The organism is Afipia sp. GAS231 (assembly GCF_900103365.1).
Taxonomy (GTDB): domain Bacteria; phylum Pseudomonadota; class Alphaproteobacteria; order Rhizobiales; family Xanthobacteraceae; genus Bradyrhizobium.
Genome location: NZ_LT629703.1, coordinates 2,230,967 through 2,252,653 on the forward strand (window position 1 = coordinate 2,230,967; position 21,687 = coordinate 2,252,653).

The 21,687-nt window shown below is 63.4% G+C and carries 17 protein-coding genes; 6 read left to right on the forward strand and 11 right to left on the reverse strand.

What is annotated here, in order from left to right:
* Positions 1-80: 80 nt before the first annotated feature.
* From ligD to BLS26_RS10660, 8 genes are all read right to left on the reverse strand, one after another.
* Positions 81-2,744 carry a DNA ligase D gene (gene ligD, locus BLS26_RS10625; RefSeq protein WP_092517918.1) on the reverse strand — a complete coding sequence of 888 codons (2,664 nt, stop codon included), beginning with the start codon at positions 2,742-2,744 and terminating at the stop codon, positions 81-83.
* Positions 2,745-3,197: 453 nt separating this feature from the next.
* The gene (locus BLS26_RS10630) at positions 3,198-3,449 is read right to left on the reverse strand and encodes a DUF6496 domain-containing protein (RefSeq protein WP_092510814.1); all 252 of its coding nucleotides are present in this window, start codon (positions 3,447-3,449) and stop codon (positions 3,198-3,200) included.
* A gap of 174 nt (positions 3,450-3,623) precedes the next feature.
* Positions 3,624-4,313, reverse strand: a complete 690-nt coding sequence (locus BLS26_RS10635) for a response regulator transcription factor (RefSeq protein ID WP_092510816.1) — start codon at positions 4,311-4,313, stop codon at positions 3,624-3,626.
* Positions 4,310-7,027: a sensor histidine kinase KdpD gene (locus BLS26_RS10640; RefSeq protein ID WP_092510818.1), complete on the reverse strand. Its 2,718-nt coding sequence runs from the start codon at positions 7,025-7,027 to the stop codon at positions 4,310-4,312. Before BLS26_RS10640 ends, BLS26_RS10635 begins: the two co-directional genes overlap by 4 nt.
* A 41-nt stretch (positions 7,028-7,068) precedes the next feature.
* A complete protein-coding gene (locus BLS26_RS10645; protein WP_092510820.1) occupies positions 7,069-7,674 on the reverse strand; it encodes a K(+)-transporting ATPase subunit C in 606 nt (201 codons plus the stop codon).
* A gap of 113 nt (positions 7,675-7,787) precedes the next feature.
* Positions 7,788-9,905: a potassium-transporting ATPase subunit KdpB gene (gene kdpB, locus BLS26_RS10650; RefSeq protein ID WP_092510822.1), complete on the reverse strand. Its 2,118-nt coding sequence runs from the start codon at positions 9,903-9,905 to the stop codon at positions 7,788-7,790.
* 36 nt (positions 9,906-9,941) lie between these two features.
* A complete protein-coding gene (gene kdpA, locus BLS26_RS10655; protein WP_092510824.1) occupies positions 9,942-11,645 on the reverse strand; it encodes a potassium-transporting ATPase subunit KdpA in 1,704 nt (567 codons plus the stop codon).
* A 115-nt stretch (positions 11,646-11,760) separates the two neighbouring features.
* Positions 11,761-11,850 carry a K(+)-transporting ATPase subunit F gene (locus tag BLS26_RS10660; protein WP_074818397.1) on the reverse strand — a complete coding sequence of 30 codons (90 nt, stop codon included), beginning with the start codon at positions 11,848-11,850 and terminating at the stop codon, positions 11,761-11,763.
* 414 nt (positions 11,851-12,264) lie between these two features.
* Here BLS26_RS10660 and BLS26_RS10665 point away from each other — a divergent pair, with 414 nt between their 5' ends.
* From BLS26_RS10665 to BLS26_RS10695, 6 genes are all read left to right on the forward strand, one after another.
* On the forward strand, positions 12,265-12,732 hold the full coding sequence (locus BLS26_RS10665; RefSeq protein WP_092510826.1) for a hypothetical protein: 468 nt from the start codon (positions 12,265-12,267) through the stop codon (positions 12,730-12,732).
* A 41-nt stretch (positions 12,733-12,773) separates the two neighbouring features.
* The gene (locus BLS26_RS10670; RefSeq protein ID WP_092510828.1) at positions 12,774-13,037 is read left to right on the forward strand and encodes a hypothetical protein; all 264 of its coding nucleotides are present in this window, start codon (positions 12,774-12,776) and stop codon (positions 13,035-13,037) included.
* Between the two features lie 126 nt (positions 13,038-13,163).
* Positions 13,164-13,478, forward strand: coding sequence for a hypothetical protein (locus BLS26_RS10675; protein WP_092517919.1), 315 nt, complete (start codon positions 13,164-13,166; stop codon positions 13,476-13,478).
* A 7-nt stretch (positions 13,479-13,485) separates the two neighbouring features.
* On the forward strand, positions 13,486-14,427 hold the full coding sequence (gene dapA, locus BLS26_RS10680) for a 4-hydroxy-tetrahydrodipicolinate synthase (RefSeq protein WP_092510830.1): 942 nt from the start codon (positions 13,486-13,488) through the stop codon (positions 14,425-14,427).
* A 769-nt stretch (positions 14,428-15,196) separates the two neighbouring features.
* Entirely contained in the window at positions 15,197-15,703 is a 507-nt protein-coding gene (locus tag BLS26_RS10690) for a hypothetical protein (RefSeq protein WP_092510834.1), read from the forward strand.
* Positions 15,704-15,874: 171 nt separating this feature from the next.
* Positions 15,875-16,708: a Crp/Fnr family transcriptional regulator gene (locus BLS26_RS10695; protein WP_092510836.1), complete on the forward strand. Its 834-nt coding sequence runs from the start codon at positions 15,875-15,877 to the stop codon at positions 16,706-16,708.
* 22 nt (positions 16,709-16,730) lie between these two features.
* Here BLS26_RS10695 and fdhF read toward each other — a convergent pair whose 3' ends face one another.
* From fdhF to BLS26_RS10710, 3 genes are all read right to left on the reverse strand, one after another.
* Complete coding sequence (gene fdhF, locus BLS26_RS10700) at positions 16,731-19,496, reverse strand: formate dehydrogenase subunit alpha (protein WP_092510838.1); 2,766 nt, start codon at positions 19,494-19,496, stop codon at positions 16,731-16,733.
* On the reverse strand, positions 19,493-21,196 hold the full coding sequence (locus BLS26_RS10705) for an NADH-ubiquinone oxidoreductase-F iron-sulfur binding region domain-containing protein (RefSeq protein WP_092510840.1): 1,704 nt from the start codon (positions 21,194-21,196) through the stop codon (positions 19,493-19,495). Before BLS26_RS10705 ends, fdhF begins: the two co-directional genes overlap by 4 nt.
* A 190-nt stretch (positions 21,197-21,386) precedes the next feature.
* A complete protein-coding gene (locus BLS26_RS10710) occupies positions 21,387-21,677 on the reverse strand; it encodes a hypothetical protein (protein ID WP_092510842.1) in 291 nt (96 codons plus the stop codon).
* Positions 21,678-21,687 lie beyond the last annotated feature (10 nt).

The following is a 21,687-nucleotide window of genomic DNA, read 5'->3' on the forward strand; positions in this document are numbered from 1 at the left end:
TGTTAAGACGTGGATGCCCGGGTCACCTGGCGCGAAGACGCGCTTCTGCCCGGGCATGACGCCTACCTCTCCTTGCGGCCCTAAGCCTTTGAAGCCAGCTTCTTCATCGCGGCCTTGATCGACACCGCCGCATCATCATAGCCGACCCACGCCTTCGTCTTCGAAAGCAGCGCCGGCACCGTGCGGACGGTGAACTTCTTCGGATCGAGATCGCCCCGGACTTGCGTCCATGTCAGCGGCATCGACACGGTCGCGCCGGCGCGCGCGCGCGGCGACAATACCGCGACCGCGGTCGCCAGCCGGTCGTTGCGCAGGTAGTCGAGAAAAATCTTTCCGTTGCGCAGCTTCTTCGACATGTTGAGCAAATAGCGCTCTGGATCGTCGTTCGCCATCCATTGGCAAACGGCTTGCGCGAAGGCCTTGGCTTCCTTCCACGTCACCCTGTCCTTGATGCCGTACAGCAGCGGCGTCACCACATGCAGGCCCTTGCCGCCGGTGGTCTTGCAAAAGCTTTCGAGACCGACGGCGGTCAACCGCTGCCGCATGTCCTTGGCCGCCTCGATCACCTGGGCAAAATCGACATCCGGTGCTGGATCGAGGTCGAACACCAGCCGGCCCGGCACGTCGGGGGCGTCAGGCGCGCAATTCCAGGGATGCAGCTCCAGCCCACCGCTCTGCGCCACCGCCGCCAGCCCCTCGATGCGGTCGATCTGCAGATAAGGCTTGCGGTCGCCGGAGACTTTTGCGAGCGCCAGCAGCTTGGAGCCGCCCGGCATGGCGTGACGCTGAAAGAAGGTCTCACCGCCGATGCCGTCGGGCGCGCGCAGCACCGAGCACGGCCGCCCCTTGATGTGGACGATCATCCATTCGCCGACCGCCTCGAAGTATTGGGCGAGATCGAGCTTGGTCACCGGCTCGCCGTCGCCACCGTCCGGCCACAGCGCCTTGTCCGGCTTTGAAATGGCGACGCCCATGACCTCGGCGGCCTTTTTCGTGGCGGATTTGACTGTGACGACCGAAGTCTTGACGGCTTTCTTCATTGGCGGCTTCTCCGCAATCACCTCGTCGGCCGGCTTATCCTGACGCAATCCCTTGAACGCGGCCTGCCGGATATTGCCGTCGTCGGTCCAGCCGGCGAACTCGATCTCGGCAACCAGTTCGGGTTTCAGCCAATGCACGTCGCGGGTTTTCGCCGGCGCATCCTTGCCGCCGAACGGGCTTTTGTCCGCTGCTGCCTTCTTCAACGCCGGCATGATCCGCCGCACCGTGTCCTGGCCGAAACCGGTGCCGACGATCCCGACATATTCCAGCTGCTTGCCGCGGTGCATGCCGGCCATCAGCGAGCGGAATTTGCCGTTGGTGGTTTTCCAGCCGCCGAGCACGACCTCCTGCCCGTCGCGTATCTTGGTCTTGGTCCAGCTTTCGGACCGGCCGGAGCGATACGGCGCATCGAGCTTCTTGGAGATGATGCCCTCCAGCGACATGGAACGGGCCGATTGCATCATCGCGTCGCCGCGCACTTCGAAATGGTCGACGTAGCGGATCAGCTTGCTGCCGTTATGCTTCTCCAGCAGGCGCTTCAGGCGCTCCTTGCGCTCCTGCAACGGCAGATCGCGCAGATCATCGCGGCCATGAAACAGCAGGTCGAACGCAAAGTAGACGAGTTCGTTGGTCTTGCCTTCCGACAGCGCGGCCTGCAGCGTCGAAAAATGCGGCACGCCGTTGTCGTCGAGCGCGGCGATCTCGCCGTCGATCAGCACGTCGGGAAACGATTCCGCTTCTTTGGCGATGGCGCCAAACTTGTCGGTCCAGTTCAGCCCCTTGCGGGTGTTCAGCGCGACCTCGCCATCCCAAACCCGCAATTGCACGCGGTAGCCGTCGAACTTGATCTCATGACCCCAGCCATCTGAGTTTGGCGGCTTCTCGACCGATGTGCACAACTGCGGCGCCACGAACTCGGGGATAGCGGCGATCTTCTTCGCCTTGCCTTTCTCCGCTTTGGAGACCTTCGCCGTGGTCGCAGCCACCGGCCGCGCGATCGATGTCTTGCCTTTGGCCCGCGCCTCGACGGCCGCGCCGCGATTGGAGTGCCAAACCGCGTCGGCCTTATCCTTGCCGCCGGTCTTTCCGTTTTTGGCCAGCATGAACGGCTTTGGCGCCCGTCCCTTGCCTTCGGCAATCTGCGCCATCGATCGCCCCGAGGCGACCGACCGGTCCTCTTCGAGGATGGATTCGCCCTCGCCGTCCTGAGCGAATTCGTCGCGGTGCTTGATCAGCAGCCAGTTGGTGCGCTTGCCGCCGTAGCGGTCGCCCTTCATCCGAACCAGCACCCAGCTGCCGTGCAGCTTGTCGCCGTGCAGGGTGAATTTCAGATCGCCCTTCCTGAAGCCGCGCTCGGGATCGTCGGAGTCCCAAGTGCCACGGTCCCAGAGCTGTACCGTGCCGCCGCCATATTCGCTGTCGGGAATGGTGCCTTCGAAATCGCCGTAATCGAGCGGGTGATCCTCGACCTCGACCGCCAGTCGCTTGTCGTGGGGATCGATCGAGGGGCCGCGCGTCACCGCCCAGGATTTGAAGACGCCGTCGAACTCAAGCCTCAGATCGTAATGCAGCCGCGTCGCGTCGTGCTTCTGGATCACGAACCGGCGTTGCCTGGAAGGCGCCACCTTGACGTCGCCGGAGGGCTCCGCGGTCTTCTCGAAATCACGCTTCTTGCGGTAGGTAGAAAGGTTTTTCGGCGGCACGGGCAACCCTCAAAAATCAGGGCCGCGCAGCAGCCCGGAACGAAAGCCAATCATAGCCGTTGAAGTTCCCAAACCCAACCATGCCGGAGAGTGCAATGGCCGCCCCTCGTGCCTACTGGAAAGGCTCGCTCAAGCTGTCAAGGTGGCGGAGCGCGAGACGAAGCCGGATAATGTCATCAACCTGATGGATGCGCTGAAGGCAAGCCTCAAGGGCGGATCGGCGGGCAAGCGGCGCGCCCCGGCTGCACGACGGACACCGGCACACAGCACAGCGAAAAAGGCGCACCGCTCCGCGGCACGGGCGAGGAAGGCGGGATAAGGCTCGTCCAGTCGTCATTGCGAGGAGCAAAGCGACGAAGCAATCCAGAGTCCTTGCCGGGCTCTGGATTGCTTCGCGGAGCCTGTCATCGGGCGCGCATTCGCGCGACCCGTTGGCTCGCAATGACGATGGCGCTACTTCTTCGCCTTCCGCTTCGATTTCTTCGCCGTTTTCCCGGCGGTCTTCTTCGCCGTCTTGCGCTTCTTCGCCGTCTTCTTCGGCACCTTCTTGCCCTCGGCGCGCGCCTCGGACAGCCCGATCGCAATTGCCTGCTTGCGGCTGGTGACTTTCTTTTTCGAGCGGCCGCTTCGCAACGTTCCGGCTTTGCGCTTCTTCATTGCGCGTTCGACGTCGGCGGAGGCTTTCTTCGAATATTTTCGTGCCATGATGGATCTCCCGGTGAACGGAAATAATGGTTGCGATTTGGGAAAGTTCCCGCTCATACCGGGATGTCGTCGCCCGCGAAGGCGGGCGATCCAGTATTCCAGAGAAGCCAGTGTTAAGGCCGAAAGACCGCGGCCTACTGGATGCCCCGCCTGCGCGGGGCATGACAGCAGTGGCTAATCTCCAGCACGCAATCGATAGCCGATCCCGGTCTCGGTCAGCACGATCTGCGGCCGCTCCGGATCGGCCTCGATCTTCTGCCGGAGCTGGCGGACATAGACGCGCAGATATTGCGCGTCGGTCAGTTCGTCCCACAATTCCTTCAGGAGAAACCGATGCGTCAGCACCTTGCCGGCGTGCTGCACCAGCACCCGCAGCAGTTCGTATTCCTTCGGCGAAAGCTTGACCTCGCGCTCGCCGACCTTGACGATGCGACGCACCAGATCGACCGAGAGATCGCCGGAGCGAAACACCGGCCGCTCGCCCTGCACCTGCAATTGATGCCGCAGCGCCGCGCGCATGCGTGCCAGCAACTCGTCCATCCCGAACGGTTTTGTCAGGTAATCATCGGCACCGAGGTCGAGCGCCTGGACTTTTCCCGCCTCGTCACCCCGGCTCGACAGCACCACGATCGGCACGCTGTCGTTACGGCCACGGATCATCCGCAGCAGTTCGTGGCCCTGAATATCCGGCAGACCGAGATCGAGGATGATCAGCGCCGGACCCTCGGCGAGCTTCTCCAGCGCCAGCTTGCCGTTGGAGGCTTCGAGAATGTCATAACCCTGCGTGCTCAGCCCCATCCGTAACAGCTTGCGGATCGGCGGTTCGTCGTCAATGACCAGAACCTTGATCGGGGTGGCGTTCATGCGGCGGTATCCAGGGAATTTGACGCCACCGGGATCGGCAGCCGAATGGTCAGTACGGCGCCGCTACGGTCGGCGCGGTTGGCGGCCGTAATCGTGCCGTGCATGGCTTCGACGAAGCCGCGCGAAATCGCCAGCCCCAGCCCGGTGCCCGGACGAACATGATCGCCCTTCTGCGCGCGGTAGAATTTGTCGAACACACTTTCCAGCTCGCCTAGCGGGATGCCGTTGCCCTCGTCCATGATCTGCAGCGCGACCTGCCCACGATCCGGCATGGCCCGGATCGATATCGTGGTATCCGCCGCCGCATATTTGGCGGCGTTATCAAGCAGATTGAACAGCACCTGTTCGAACAGCACAGCGTCGAGCTCCAGCATCGGCAGATCGGCCGCCAGTTCAAGCGAGACCTTGTGATGGATCAGGATCTTGCCGGCGCGGCGCAGTGCGCTGCCGACGATCTCGCTGAGATCGTGCCGCGCGGTATTGGGCACGATGGCGCCGGATTCGAGCTTGGTCATGTCGAGCAGATTGGCAATAAAGCGATTCAGCCGCTCGGATTCGTCGATCACGGTGGCGAGCAGATCGCGCTTCTCTTCGTCGGTCAGGCCGGCATCGAGATCGCGGATGGTGGAGGCAGCGCCGAGCACCGAGGCCAGCGGCGTTTTCAGGTCATGCGAGATCGAGGTCAGAAGCGCGCCGCGCAGCCGGTCGGATTCCACCGTGCGTTTGACCCGGTCCATGTCCTCGACCAGCAGCACCCGCTCGATCGCCAGCGCGCCCTGGTCGACCAGCGCGTCCAGCAGCCGCCGCTGGTCCGGCGTCAGCAACGGCCCGGTGCGGTCGTCGTCGATGCCGATGACGCCGATCGCGCCGCGTCCGGTTCGCATCGGCAGGAACAGCCGCTTGGCGCCCGGCAGCGTGTCCGAACCGCGCCCGGCCGGGCGGTCGTTGTCCCAGGCCCAGTTGGCGGCGGCGAGATCGGCCTGGTCGAGCTGATCCTCCGGCGGATAGCCGGCCTTGACGGTCAGTACGCCCTCCTCCGGCAACAGCAGCACCACGCGGACTTTCAGCATCAGCGCGTTCTGATAGGCGGTCGCCCACAAGACGTCGTCGAGCGTCGCGGTGCCCGCCAGTTTGCGGCTGAAGGCGTAGAGCGACTCGGTGGTGCGCACCCGACCGATCGCGGTATCGGCCTGCGAACGCACCCGCGCCGCGACGTTCGACACCAGTAGCGCAATCAGCATGAAGAAGAAGAACGCCGCGATATTGGTCGGGTCGGTGATGGTGAAGGTATAGACCGGCGGCAGGAAGAAGAAATTATAGCACAGCGATGCCGCGACGCTCGCCAGCAACGACGGCCACAGACCGTAGCGCGCGGCGACGCTGACCACCGCGGTGAGGAACACCAGGTCGACGTTCTCGATGCCGCCGAACAGCGGCTGGATCAATGAGGCCGCGGCAAGCCCGATCGCGACGAACAACAGCGCCATCAAATACGGCCGCGGGTTGAACGGCTCCGGCCGCGCCGCGGTCTGCACCGCCGCCTTGGTCACGCCCTGTTCGTCGCCGGCGATGACGTTGACGCTGATATTGCCGGCGCGCCGCACCAGATCGTGCACGACCGAGCCGCGCATCAGTTCGAACCACCACGAGCGCGTCGACTTGCCGATGATGATCTGCGTCACGTTGTTGGCTTGCGCGAAATGGATGACGTCGTCGGCAATGCGGCGGCCGACGCCGGGAATGGTCAGCGCCTCGGCCCCGAGCGCTTCGGCCAGCCGCATGGTGTCTGCGAGCCGGTCGCGCTGTTCATCGGTGAGCTGCAGACTGCGACGCGTTTCAATGGAGATCGCCGTCCATGGCGCATGCAGCCGGTCCGCCAGCCGCTTGGTGTAGCGCACCAGACCGGCCGCGCGCGGATCCTCGCTCAGGCAGACCAGAATGCGCTCGCCCGCGGCCCAGGGGCCCGCAATGGCATTGGCCTGCATATGGGTCAGCAACTGCTCATCGACCCGCTCGGCGGTTCGCCGCAACGCCAGCTCACGCAACGCGGTCAGATTGCCCGGCGAGAAATAATGCTCCAGCGCCCGCTCGGCCTGTTTGGGGACATAGACCTTGCCCTCCTTCAGCCGCTGGATCAGGTCGTCGGGCGTCAGATCGATCAGCTCGATGGCGTCGGCGCGGTCGAACACCTTGTCCGGCACGGTCTCGCGGACCCGAACATGGGTGATCTGGGCCACCACGTCGTTGAGGCTCTCGATGTGCTGGATGTTAACCGCGGTATAGACGTCGATGCCGTGGGAGAGCAGCTCTTCGACATCGAGATAGCGCTTGGGATGGCGGCTGCCCGGCGCGTTGGTGTGGGCGAGTTCGTCGACCAGCGCGATTTGCGGCCGCCGCGCGATCAGGGCGTCGAGGTCCATTTCCTCGAGCGTCTGCTCCTTGTAGCTGAGCCGCTTGCGCGGCAGCACTTCGAGGCCCGCGAGCAGCGCCTCGGTCTCGGCCCGGCCGTGGGTCTCGACCACGCCGACCACGACATCGGCGCCCGCCTTGATCCGCGCATGCGCGCTCTGCAGCATCTCGTAGGTCTTGCCGACGCCGGGGGCGGCGCCGACGAATATCTTGAGCTTGCCGGCGCGGCTTTCCTCGCGCCGGGCCGCTTCCAGCAAAGCTTCCGGCGAGGGACGTTGTTCGGAATCGCGGCGGGCCTGGACCATACAGTTATATAGCCCTCACCCACCGCCCGGCCTAGATGGCCTCATTTGGTGGCAGCCCGGTCCAGCGCCAAATTCAACGCCAAAACGTTAACGTGGGGCTCGCCGAGCAGGCCCGCGAGGCGGCCCTGGCTGTTGGCCGTGACCAATTGGCGGACCTGATCTTCCGGCATGCTCCGGGCTTTCGCCACCCGCGGCACCTGGAACAGCGCCGCCTCCGGTGAAATATCGGGATCGAGCCCGCTACCCGATGTCGTGACCAAGTCGACCGGAACGGTGGCGCTCGGATTTTCCGCCTTCAGTTTCTCGACGTCGTCCTTGATCCGGTCGTTCAGCGCCTTGCTGGTCGGGCCGAGATTGGAGCCGCCGGAGTTGGCGGCGTTATAGGGCGCCGGCACTGTCTTGGTGGAATCGGCCGGATCCGGCGCCGAGGTCGCGGAAGGACGGCCGTGGAAATATTTGTCGTCCTTGAACTCCTGCCCGATCAGGCTGGAGCCCACCACCTTGCCGTCCTTCTCGATCAGGCTGCCTTGCGCCTGCTTCGGAAAGATGACGCCGGCGATGGCGGTCATCGCGAGGGGATAGGCAAGGCCTGTGATCAGCGTCAGCAGGACCAGGATGAGAATGGCGGGACGAAGTTCGCGTAACATGGTGTGTCTCCGTAAGTGGTTCCGTCATTGCGAGGAGCGAAGCGACGAAGCAATCCAGTCTTCCTTTGCGGCACTATGGATTGCTTCGCTTCGCCCGCAATGACGGTTGAGTCCTAAGCCAGGCCCAGGGCCGCGACGGCGAGGTCGATGGCCTTGATGCCGATAAAGGGAATGATGATGCCGCCGAGCCCGTAGATCAGCAGGTTACGGCGGAGCAACGCACCGGCGCCGACGGCGCGATAGGCGACGCCTTTCAGTGCCAGCGGGATCAGCGCGATGATGATCAGGGCGTTGAAGATGATCGCCGACAGGATCGCGCTTTGCGGGCTCGCCAGATGCATCACATTGAGCACCGCGAGCTGCGGGTAGAACGCCAGGAACATCGCCGGGATGATGGCAAAGTATTTGGCGACGTCGTTGGCAATCGAGAACGTCGTCAGCGCGCCGCGTGTCATCAATAGTTGCTTGCCTATCTCGACCACCTCGATCAGCTTGGTCGGGTTGGAATCGAGGTCGACCATGTTGCCGGCTTCGCGGGCGGCTTGCGTTCCGGTGTTCATGGCGACGCCGACGTCGGCCTGGGCGAGCGCCGGAGCGTCGTTGGTGCCGTCGCCGCACATCGCCACCAGCTTGCCCTTGGCCTGCTCGTCACGGATCAGCTTCAGCTTGTCCTCGGGCGTCGCCTGCGCCAGGAAATCGTCGACGCCGGCCTCGGCGGCGATGGCGGCGGCCGTCATCGGGTTGTCGCCGGTGATCATCACAGTGCGGATGCCCATGCGGCGCAGTTCGGCAAAGCGCTCGCGGATGCCGCCCTTGACGATGTCCTTCAGGTGGACGACGCCGAGCAACTTGCCATCCTTGGCCACCGCGAGCGGCGTGCCGCCAGCCTTGGCAATCTCATCCGAAATCGCCTGGATTTCGCGCGCCGCCGCGGAGACGGCGCCGGTCTGCAGGGCACGCACCGTATTGCCGGACGCCACCGCACGGAACTCGCCGCCACCGTCGACATAGCTGAGGATCGCATCCACCGCGCCCTTGCGGACCGAAGACGCGCCGGCGTCGATACCGCTCATCCGGGTCTGCGCGGTAAAGGGAATGAAGGTCGCCGCCAGCTCCTTCATGTCACGGCCGCGAATGCCGTACTTCTCTTTCGCCAGCACCACGATCGAGCGGCCTTCCGGCGTCTCGTCGGCGAGCGAGGCAAGCTGCGCCGCATCCGCCAGTTCCTGCTCGGTGACCCCAAGCACGGGGCGAAACTCCGTGGCCTGGCGGTTGCCGAGGGTGATGGTGCCGGTCTTGTCGAGCAACAGCGTATCGACGTCGCCGGCGGCTTCCACCGCGCGGCCGGACATCGCCAGCACGTTGAAGCGCACCAGCCGGTCCATGCCGGCAATGCCGATCGCCGACAGCAGCGCGCCGATCGTGGTCGGGATCAGCGTCACGAACAGTGCCACCAGCACCACCACCGAAATCGAGCCGCCGGCATAGGCCGCATAGCTCGGGATCGTTACCGTCGCGAACACGAAGATGATGGTTAGGCCCGCCAGCAGGATGTTGAGCGCGATCTCGTTCGGCGTCTTCTGCCGCTCGGCGCCTTCCACCAGCTTGATCATGCGGTCGATGAAGGTCGAGCCTTGCGCTGCCGTAATGCGAACGCGGATCCAGTCGGACAGCACCTGCGTGCCGCCGGTAACCGCCGAGCGGTCGCCGCCGGATTCGCGGATCACGGGCGCGGATTCACCGGTTATCGCCGCCTCGTTGACCGACGCGACGCCCTCGATCACCTCGCCGTCGCTCGGGATATTGTCGCCGGCCTCGACCAGCACGATGTCGCCGACTTTCAGGCTGGTGCCGGACACCAGCTGATAGGTCTTGTCCGTGCCCTTCAGCAGCTTGGCCTTGCTCTCGGTGCGGGTCTTCTTCAGCGATTCCGCCTGCGCCTTGCCGCGGCCTTCGGCGACGGCTTCGGCGAAGTTGGCGAACAGCACCGTGAACCACAGCCAGACGATGATCTGGAAGGTGAAGCCGAGGTTGGCGCCGCCGGTGACGAGGTCGCGCAGGAAGATCACCGACGTCAGGGTAGCGACGATCTCGACCACGAACATCACGGGGTTCTTGACCATCAGCCGCGGGTCGAGTTTGGCAAAGGCGGCGCGGATCGCCGGCACGACGATCTTGGGATCGAGCATTGCCGAAGCCGTCACTTTTTTCTGCAGTTTCATGGTTTCCATGGACGTAACTCCGAGAGTCAAAGCAGGATCTTGCGATCAGAACAGGGTGTTGGCGTTCATGGCGAGGTGCTCGACGATCGGGCCGAGCGCCAGCGCCGGGAAGAAGGTGAGCCCGCCGATGATCAGGATGACGCCGACGACGAGGCCGACGAACAGCCCGCCGGTGGTCGGCAACGTACCGGCCGAGGGCGGGATCGACTTCTTGGCCGCGAGCGAACCGGCCAGCGCCATCGCCGGCACGATCATGAAGAAGCGGCCGACGAACATCGAACTGGCGAGCGTCAGGTTGTAGAAGAAGGTGTTGCCGGTCAGGCCAGCGAAGGCCGAGCCGTTATTGCCGGTCGCCGAGGTAAAGGCATAGAGCACCTCGGTGAAACCGTGCGGGCCTGAATTGGCCATCGACGCCACTGCCGACGGCAGCACGACGGCGATCGCGGTCCAGCCGAGATACATCAAGGGCAGCACCAGAATGGCGAGCATCGCCATCTTGACCTCCCGCGCCTCGATCTTCTTGCCGACATATTCCGGCGTACGGCCGACCATCAGGCCGGCGACGAAGATCGCCAGCACCACGAACAGCAGCATGCCGTAGAGGCCGGCGCCGACGCCGCCGACGATGATTTCGCCGAGCTGCATGTTGATCAGCGGGATCATGCCGCCGAGCGCGGTAAATGAATCATGCATGGCGTTGACCGCGCCACAGGAGGCCGCCGTGGTTACGACGGCAAACAGGCTGGAGGCGACGATGCCGAAGCGGACTTCCTTGCCTTCCATGTTGCCGCCGGTGAGCCCGAGCGCGCTCAGCGCCGAGGTGCCGTTGGCTTCGGCCCAATAGGTGACGGCGACGCCGGACAGGAACAGGACGCCCATCACCGCGAGGATCGCCCAGCCCTGGCGCTGGTTGCCGACCATGCGGCCGAACACGTTGGTGAGCGCGGCACCGAGTGCGAAGATCGAGATCATCTGCACGAAGTTCGACAGCGCGGTCGGGTTCTCGAAAGGGTGCGCGGCGTTGGCGTTGAAGAAGCCGCCGCCATTGGTGCCCAGCATCTTGATCGCGACCTGCGAGGCGACGGGGCCGACCGCGATGGTCTGCTTGGCGCCTTCCAGCGTGGTGGCATCGACATAGGCGCCAAGCGTCTGCGGCATGCCCTGCCACACCAGGAACAGGGTGTAGACCACGCAGATCGGCAGCAGCACATAAAGGGTGCAACGGGTCACGTCGACCCAGAAATTGCCGAGGGTGCGCATCGAGGAGCGCGAGAAGCCGCGGATCAGCGCGACCGCCAACGCGATGCCGGTTGCCGCCGACAGGAAGTTCTGATGCGTCAGTCCCAGCATCTGCACCAGGTAGGACAGCGTGCTTTCGCCGCCGTAGTTCTGCCAGTTGGTGTTGGTGATGAAGGAAATCGCGGTATTGAAGGACAGGTCCTCGGCGACCGCGGATTGTTCGGCCGGGTTGAACGGCAGCAGCGCCTGCAGCCGCATCAGGCCGTAGATGATCAGGAAGCCGCCGACATGGAACAGCAGCATCGCGACCGTATAGGTCAGCCAATGCTGCTCGCGCTTCTCGTCGACACCACCGACCCAGTACAGCCCGCGCTCGACCGGGCGCAGGACCGGTGAGAGGAACGTGCGCTCGCCGTTGAAGACGCGCGTCATGTACCAGCCGAGCGGTTTGACCAGCGCGACGACGATCGCGCAGTAGAGGATGATCTGAATCCAGCCAATGGGTGTCATAGTCGGAGTCCTTCAGGAAAGTCTGGCAGGCAGCAGCATGCGCAGCAACGCAATCAGCAGCGCCGAACTCACAACAAATGCGAGCACGATCTGGACCAGCGCGAGCATGGCGGGTTCAGAACCGCTCGGGCCGCAGCAGGGCGTAAGTGAGGTAGAACAGCAGGCCCACCGAGACGAGGGCAGCAAGTGAATAATCGAAGGTCATGGCGCTCTCCTCCTCACAACCGTTCGCAGGCATAGGCGTAACCTATGCCCGCCACGAAGAAGCCGAGGCCGAGCCCCAGCATGAGAATGTCCAGCATGGGATGTTCCTGTGCGACTGTGATCGCGAGGCCGCGACCTGCGGCATTCGCGTTTGATGGCCGTGAAGTGCCACCGGGCGCATAGGTTTTCGAGACGGTAGCGATGAGGACGTTATAGGAATCTCATAAAGGCGATGTCCTTCATGGATGTCGTCCCTGCGCCCCGTGCGCAATTGCGCACTAGGCAGGGACGACAGGGACCGTCTTTATGAAATCCCTATATCTCCGCCCCTCGCCTCATCTCGTTTTCAAATGGCGTTTTCACCACTTTGGCGGCGTGGCTGCAGTTTCAGCCGCGCTTCACGTGAGATATCGCCATGCTGCTCCCTTCAGAACATCCAAATCCCGCCGAACTTGGCGAACGGCTTCGTAACGCCGATGCCGTTACCGCCGACATCATGTCCGACGTCATCGCCCAGGCATGCCGCCGCTTTCCCTCGCTCGGGCAAAGCGAAAGATCGTTTCGCCTCGAACGGCTGCTCGAATCGGGCGCCTGGACCGATGCGGCCCTCGCTCTGATCGAGCTGGAACTGCCGCAATGGCAACTGCGCCGGATCGCCTATGACGAGGGCGAATGGCATTGCGCGCTGTCACGCCAGCGCGAGCTTCCGGACTGGCTCGATTCAGCGGTCGAAGCCCGCCACGCCGATCTGGCACTTGCTATCCTGAACGCGTTCGTCGAGGCCCGCCGGATAACCGCTCCGACAATCCAGACCAGCGTGCCAGCCGTGCCGCAGGATACCAACCCGATCTACGAGCCCGTGCTCTGCGACAACCTCGGTTGAGCGCGATCTCGTGGCGGCGCTAAACGGCCCGGTGGTATCCGATGACGACCAACGTCAAGTCTGTTCAGGTCGCGGCACGGTTTGCCTTGCGAATACTGATTCTCGTTAGCTTCGCTGCGTTCGGCAATCCGGACTTCGGTCGAAGCTTTGCGGCGCTGCTGCTTCTGAGCATTGCTCTCTGCGTCGTTACCGGGATCGTGCGACATGAAAGCCTGTTCGCCCGCACGCTGACGCATTGGGACGAGGCCGCGGCCTATGGTCTGCTCTACGCCTTGACCGCCACGATCAACCAGGCGTGGTCCTGAAGGCCGGATATTGCGGGCCTCGCACGCTCCGATTCCCTACATCTCTCCTATGAAATCGACGCCGCCACACGCTCGAATTCATATGAGACCTCGCCGATATCTGAGTTGTTGCGCAAATACGAAACCATGGCATCAGCGCAACAAACCTGGAGAAGTGTCGTGAAGAAACTCGATGAGCCCCCATCCTGCAACGCGCACCTTGTGATCATCGGCCGCAATAGCCGGGGTGACTGGGTTGCCCAGGAACAGAACGGACTGTTCGGCGGGCTATTCGTCAACCGCGCGCAAGCGATGAAATATGCGCTGTTCGAGAACGGCGATCATCCCGCAACCATCGTCCTGACAGGCAACATCGTCGAGCTCGACATGCATCGCAAGGCGCAGTCCTCCCCTCAGACGGTTGAGGCTGACGAGAGCTCTTACCAGACCCGGGCCGCCTAGACGTTCCATGACCCTCCATCAGCCCATACATTGGCTTGGCGGCTTCATTGCCGACCTTCCGACACCGTTCGACGATGACGACCGGGTCGACTGGCCCGCGTTTGAGACGTTGTGCGAGCACCAGATCAGATCAGGCGCGACGGCGATCGTCGTCGGTGAAACCATGGGCGAGGATTCGACACTCGGCCGCGACGAGCACGAAGAAATTGTTGCCGCGGCCGTCGGTATCGCACGTGGCCGGGTAGCCGTCATCGCCGGAGCCGGTTCGAACGCGACCAGCCAGGCGCTGGAACTGACGACGGCGGCCGAGGCGGCCGGCGCCGACGCGATATTGTCCGTCGTGCCCTACTACAACAAGCCGACGCAGGCAGGCATCCTGGCTCATTTCCAGGCCATTACGAACGTGACCGGTCTTCCCGTCATTCTGCACGACGTCCCCGCGCGCACCTTGCGGGAAATCTCCGACGAGACCATCGTCCGGCTGTCGGAGTCGAAGCAGCTCATTGGCCTGAAGGATGCAAGCGGAAGCGTCGCACGGTTGCTGCGCCTGAAGCCGGCACTGCCGCCGACGTTTCGATTTCTGTCCGGCGATGACGCGACGGCGCCGATCTATCTGGCAAGCGGCGGCGACGGCTGCATTTCGATCATTGCCAACTTTTTTCCGGAACTCTGCCGGAGCATCTACGAAAGCTGCATGACGGGTCACATGCCGGTCTCGGATGGATCGCCGGCTCGCATTGCCGCGTTAGCGACCGTGCTTTCGGCAGATTCGCAGGTTGCTGCCCTGAAATACGGCCTGAGCTTGCTGGGGTTGATGAAACCCGCTGTACGGCTGCCGCTTGTCGAACTCGGAGATGACGCGCGAAAGGCGGTCGCATTGGCGATGACGGCGCTCTGTGAAGATGAGGCGGCCGCGGATGCCAGTTCCTGCCGGCTCGCGATGAGCTGAACCGGCAGACCGATTGCCGCGCGTTACCAGCGTGCGGGATGATCCTGCAGGTACTTTTCCCGCCATTTCGGCCCGGGTCCGCGCATGTAGTGGGCTTCGGGCCGATATCGCAGTGGCCCTGCGACTTGACCGGCCACGAATCCGAACAGCGCGAGCGCCGCCTTCCGCAGCGTCGAGCCAACAACAGCGATCGTAGTCCGGAAAATCGGCATCATGGGCTTCTACTCACGTTATTTGGAAGGCGAACGGTCTGGATCGGCGACGAACCGGTCGCCCTCCAGTCTGACCGATGGATAGCGAACGCCACGGACGTTCAGCTCACGCGCAAGCCTGCGGAGTTTGGCCTCGGCAATGATCCTGTGTATCGCACTGAAGAAGCGTCTCGCTCCGCGGGCGCTTCGGCCGGTTATGGCGCGGACGGGCTTTGCCACCGTTCTTCCGAAACGATAGTTGCCCGGGTGGGAATACCGCCAGTCATGATCCGATTGGCGATGGCGTGCCGGTTCGGGAAGCCGGTGATCGGCGAACGCTGGGTATGTCATCTTCCGTCTCCATCGCGGCTCTGCGCCGCCTGCTGGAAGATGAGTCGGAAGGCATATGAATTCGAGAGCAGCAGTCCTGGTTTCGCATAGGACCGACATAAGCGTGGCGCTCGACTGCAGCGCTCCGTCACGATGCCGTAGCTCACTATGCCGTCACTATATGACGTGCGGTTCGACCGTCTCGAATTCATATGGCGCACAGGCCTATATGCATTCGGGCGCCACCGGTGGCCGGCGCGTATTTTGGGACGGCATATTCGATGAGCGCGATGACGTATGACGACGACCTTCTCGGAGGCAGAACCGCACAAGAACTGTCGATCGCGTCGCCCGCTCGCAACGAACCTCAGCCTGCCGCGGATACGCCATTTCAACGTCCCGGTGCCGAAGACCTCAGCGAGGCCATTCCGGTGTTTTTCATCGGCCGCAACAAGCACGGCCACTGGGTCGCGCGAGGCGCTGACGGGAAATTGGGCGGGCTGTTCTGGCGCAAGCAGGCCGCCATTCGCTTTGCCACGCGAAGTGCGTGGCCGGCGCGCTGCGCGACGATATTCCCGACGGAGAACATCGAGCTGGACCTGGAAAACCAGGGCAATCCGCTGCTCGCTCACATCGACGTCACACGAATGTTACGAATCGTGGGCGCCGCCACCGGCGTCTTGCTGGTAACGGCCGTCCTGGCCGGCCTCGTCGCGCTGAGGGCCGGAATATTCCTGTCCCGCTTGAACTATTGAATGAATTATTGACTCAATTATTGCCTTGGGCCGATCGTTTCCCGAAGCGGCGAAGCCTTTACCTGCCGTCTGTTCGCCCTTACGATGCCACCGGCAGCGAGCGCCGTTGCCCGGATCATTGCGCCAAAGGCCAGGGTCTTTCCGTCACGCCCTATTGTTGTTGACGCAATCATGAACTCCACCAGCGCGAACCTTTCCGGAATTCTCGATCGCATTCTCAACACGGCCGCCGACAACCTGCGGTTTGCCAAGATCCTGGTTCAGCTGGGTCTCGATCCCAACAACATCACCTACGATGCCCTGTTCAATCGTCTTCTCGAAATCCTGCTGGCGAACATCACGCTTGCCAACATGTTCGCTCTGGTCGGCGCGGTGTTCTTTGTCGCCACGCTGCTGACGCATACGATGGTGCCGCTGCGCCTCGCCAACATGGTCGGTTGCGTGTGTTTCGCCGCCTTCGGCGCACTCGCCCACGATATCAAGACCTTCCTGTTGTATCTGCTGCTGCTGCCGATCAACGGTGTTCGCCTCCATCAGATGCTCAGCCTGGTCAGGAAAGCGCGCGCCGCCACCGCCGGCGACATGTCGATGGAATGGCTGAAGCCGTTCATGACCACGCGCAAATACCGCAGGGGCGACATCCTGTTCAAAAAGGACGATCTCGCACAGGACATGCTCTTGACCGTCACCGGCCAATTTCTGGTCAAGGAGATCGGCGTCGCGGTTCCACCGGGACGCCTGATGGGCGAACTCGGCTTTCTTTCGCCGGATAACCGGCGGACGGCGACGATCGAATGCACCGAGGACGGCCAGGTGCTGACCATCACCTATGAGAAGCTGCTCGAGATCTACTTTCAGAACCCGCAATTCGGATATTATTTTCTGGTCCTGACCAGCCAGCGGCTGCTGGAAAACATCTCGCGGCTCGAGACCATCGTGGCGCAGAACAAAGCCGCACAGAACGCCGCCGAGCAGCAGGCCGCCGCGGCAACCCGCACCAACTGAACAGCGCCGCTTCCGCGAGAGCTTATTCCGCTGCGCTGCGGATCTCGGCCTTCTCGGCGCGCACGGCGCAGAACTTGAATTCGGGAATCTTGCCGAACGGATCGAGCGCCGGATTGGTCAGGAGGTTGGCCGCCGCTTCCGCGTAGCAGAACGGCATGAACACCATGTTCTCCGGCACGTCGCGGTCGGAGCGCACCATGACCTCGACCGCGCCGCGGCGGGTCTCCAGCCTGATGAAATCGCCGGGCCACACGCTGAGCCGCCGCATATCCTTTGGCGACATGAAGGCCACCGCCTCCGGCTCGATCTGGTCGAGCACGCTGGCGCGGCGGGTCATCGACCCCGTGTGCCAGTGCTCGAGCACGCGTCCGGTCGACAGCACCATCGGATATTCGTCGTCGGGCACCTCGTCCGGTGCGATCACCTTGGCCGGCACGATCTTGCCACGGCCGCTCGCAGTCGGGAAACCTGACGTGAAGATGATCTCGTTGCCGGGCTGATCGGAGGCATCGACCGGATAGGTCACCGCGCCCTCGCGCACCAGCCGATCCCAGGTGATGTTCTGCAGCGACGGCATCACCTGCGTCATCTCGGTGAACACCTCACCCGGACCGTCGTAGTTCCACGGCAGGCCCATGCGCTTGGCGATTTCCTGAATGATCCACAGATCCTGCCGCGCGTCGCCGGGCGGCTTGATCACCTCGCGCGCCAATTGCACGCGGCGGTCGGTGTTGGTGAAGGAGCCGGATTTTTCCGCGAATGCCGAAGCCGGCAGGATCACGTCGGCGTGGAACGCGGTTTCGGTGACGAACAGGTCCTGCACCACCAGATGATCGAGTTTCGCCAGCGCCACGCGCGCATGCTGCAGATCGGGATCCGACATCGCGGGGTTTTCGCCCTCGATGTACATGCCGTTGATTTCACCGGCATGGATCGCGTTCATGATCTCGACCACCGTCAAGCCACGAACCGGATCGAGGTCCTGGTGCCAGAGCTTTTCAAAGGGTTCGCGCAGATCGGTGCGGCCGACCGGCTGGTAGTCCGGCAGGAACATCGGGATCAGGCCGGCATCGGAGGCGCCCTGCACGTTGTTCTGACCGCGCAGCGGATGCAGGCCGGTGCCGGGACGGCCGATCTGGCCGGTGACCAGCGCCAGCGCGATCAGGCAGCGCGCATTGTCGGTACCGTGGATGTGCTGGCTGATGCCCATGCCCCAGAAGATCAGCGAGGCGCGCGACCGCGCATACATCCGCGCCACTTCCTTCAGGGTCTCGGCCGGGACGCCGCAGATCGCTTCCATTTTCTCCGGCGGGAAATCCTTGATGCGCTCGGCGAGTTCGTCGAAGCCTTCGGTATAGCCCGCGATATATTGCTGGTCGGTCAGCCCTTCGGTGATGATGGTGTGCAGCATCGCGTTCAGCATCGCGACGTCGCTGCCGGGCTTGAACTGCAGATGCTGGTGGGCGTGGCGCGACAGCGACTGCATGCGCGGGTCCATCACGATCAGCTTGGCGCCGAGCTTGGCCGCGTTCTTGATGTAGGTCGCCGCCACCGGGTGGTTGACGGTCGGGTTGGCGCCGATCACGATGATGACTTCGGCATCCATGGCAGCCGCAAACGGCGCCGACACCGCGCCGGAATTGAGGCCCTCCATCAGCGCCGCCACCGACGAGGCGTGGCACAGCCGGGTGCAGTGATCGACATTGTTGGAGCCGAAGCCGGTACGCACCAGCTTCTGGAACAGATAGGCTTCCTCGTTGGAGCCCTTGGCCGAACCGAAACCGGCCAGCGCCTTGACGCCCTTTTCGTCGCGGATCTTGACGAGGCCCTTTGCCGCGATATCCAGCGCCTCTTCCCACGACGCTTCGCGGAAATGCGTGAACGGATTGGCCGGGTCGACCTGGTCATTGGAATCCTTCTTCGCGTTCGGCAGCCGCACCAGCGGTTTGGTCAGGCGATGCGGATGATGGATGTAGTCGAAACCAAACCGCCCCTTGACGCAGAGCCGGTTGTGATTGGCCGGACCGTCGCGGCCTTCGGCGTAGATGACCTTGTCGTCCTTGACCTGATAGGTGACCTGGCAGCCGACGCCGCAGAACGGGCACAGCGAATCCACCTTCTTGTCCGCGTAGGTGACGCGGGTCTGGTTCTCGTCGAGCATCACCGACGGCATCAGCGCGCCGGTCGGACAGGCCTGCACGCATTCGCCGCAGGCCACGCAGGTGGACTCGCCCATCGGATCGTCGAAGTCGAACACGATTTTCGACTGGTGACTACGATAGGCCATGCCGATGACGTCGTTGACCTGAACCTCGCGGCAGGCGCGCACGCACAGCCCGCACTGGATGCAGGCGTCGAGATTGACGCTCATCGCCGGATGGCTGCTGTCGCCGTGCCAGCGTTCGGCCGCCGGGAAACGGCTCTCGGTCACCTCGACCTTCTCGGCCCAGTGCCAGAATTTCGAGTCGGGATCGTGCGAGGTCTCGCGCGCCGGCTGGTCGGCGACCAAGAGCTCCATCACCATCTTCTGCGCCGAGACCGCACGCGCGCTCTCGGTCTTCACCTTCATGCCGACGCTCGGCGTCCGCTTGCAGGACGCCGCCAGCACCCGCTCGCCCTCGATCTCGACCATGCAGGCGCGGCAGTTGCCGTCAGGCCGGTAGTCGGGCTCGGGCGAATAGCAGAGATGCGGGATCTCGCGGCCCTGGCGTTTGGCAACTTGCCAGATGGTTTCGCCGGCGTTGGCCTCGACCTGCTTGCCGTCGAGTTCGAACTGGATTTTGGTCATTCCGCCGCTTCCTTGAACTCGTCGGGGAAGTATTTGATCACGGATGTTAGCGGATTCGAGGCCGCCTGCCCGAGTCCGCAGATCGACGCATCGCGCATCGCCTGGCTCAATTCGTCCAGCAATTGGCGGTTCCACACCGGCTTTTCCATCAGGATCGCCGCCTTCTGGGTGCCGACCCGGCACGGCGTGCACTGGCCGCAGCTCTCATCCTCGAAGAAGCGCATCAGGTTCAGCGCCGCCCCCCGCACGCTATCCTGGTCGGACAGGATGACGACCGCGGCCGAACCGATGAAGCAGCCGTATTTTTCCAGCGTGCCGAAATCAAGCGGTATGTTGTCCATCGATGCCGGCAGGATGCCGCCCGAGGCACCGCCCGGCAGGTAGGCGTGGAATTTGTGGCCGTCCGCCATGCCGCCGCAGAACTCGTCGATCAGCTCACGCACCGTGATGCCGGCCGGCGCCAGCTTCATGCCTGGATTCTTGACGCGGCCCGAGACCGAATAGCTGCGCAGACCATGACGATCGTTGCGGCCATGGCCCTTCCACCAGTCGGCGCCCTTCTCGACGATGTCGCGCACCCACCACAGCGTCTCGATATTGTTGATCAGCGTCGGCAGCCCGAACAGTCCGACCTGGAACGGATAAGGCGGCTTGTGCCTGGGCAGGCCGCGCTTGCCCTCGATGCTTTCGAGCAGCGAGGATTCCTCGCCGCAGATATAGGCGCCGGCGCCGCGGCGCATGTGCAGCACCGGGCCACCCGGCGGAAGCTTGGCAATTTCGCGTTCGAGGATTTCGCGCGAGGCCGGATATTCGTCGCGCAGATAGATGTAGACGTCGGTCGCCTCGACCACATGGGCGCCGATCAGCATGCCCTCGAGAAAGCGATGCGGATCAGTCTCGAGGTACCAGCGATCCTTGAAGGTGCCTGGCTCGCCCTCATCGCCATTGATCGCCATCAGCCGCGGACCGGGCTCACCGATCACCGAGCGCCATTTGCGTCCCGTCGGAAAACCGGCGCCGCCGAGACCGCGCAGCGACGCGTCATCGAGCGCCTTGAGCAGGTCTTCCTTCGACATCGCGCCGGAGCGCAGCCTGTTCAGCAGCGCATAACCGCCGGCGGCAACATAGGCGTCGTAGGCGATATAGTTGGGCAGGTGCGCGTGGGTCTCGCCAGCCTTGGCCGCCGCAAGCACATTGGTCACGGTGGCATGATCGACGAAGTGATGGCCGACCTCGGCTGCCGGCGCGGTGTCGCAGCGACCAACGCAGGGCGCGCGCACCACGCGGATGCCGGGGCCGGCTTTTTCCTGCAGTTGATTGAGCAACGTTTCCGCGCCCAGCATGGCGCAGGTGAGCGAGTCGCAGACGCGGATGGTCAGCGGCGCGATATCGGGCTCGCCTTCCTTCACCACGTCGAAATGCGCGTAGAAGGTCGCGGTCTCGAACACTTCGGCGAACGACAGCTTCATCTCGTCGGCCAGTGCTGCGAGATGCGCCGCCGTGATCTGGCGGTAGCTGTCCTGGATCAGATGCAGGTGCTCGATCAAGAGATCGCGGCGCCGCGGCCGATCGCCGAGCAGAAGCTCGATTTCATGCGCCGCCGTCGGGTCGACCTGACGGCCCTTGGGAGTCGATTTCGCCCGTTTCCGCCCCGCGCCGGGGTGCTCAAACTGGCGGACTTTTTGTACGTCGTGGACCATCGCATATCGACCTTGTCGGATTTGGATCAATTCTAATCCGTGGCATGCCAGATGCCAAGGGAATAATTGCGAGAATTATGACGGCCCAATAAGCATTTAAGGGGCACGCAGCCATGCTGCATGCCCCTCAAATCAACGCTGTTTGGGACGGGAAGTTCTCAAGTCTTGAAGGCCTCAGGTCTATAAGTTCTCAGATCTTGCCCATGCAGTCTTCGATGTAGAACCAGCGGTCGTCACCCGCCAAGCCCTTCTGCTTGACCTCGGCGCGGCAGGCCTTGAGCTTGGTCTTGTTGGCGCTCCACTTGGCCTTCATGTCCTTCAGTTTTTCGGCGGTCAGCTTCATCTTCGAAGGCTTGGCGGCCGGGGTAGGCGTGGTGGTCGCCGGCGCGGCGGCCGGAGCGGTGGAGGTTTGGGCCGAAGCCGTGTTGAGCATGCCGGCGACAAGCAGCACGGCGGCGAGACAAATTCCGGTACGGAGCATGGAAAGATTC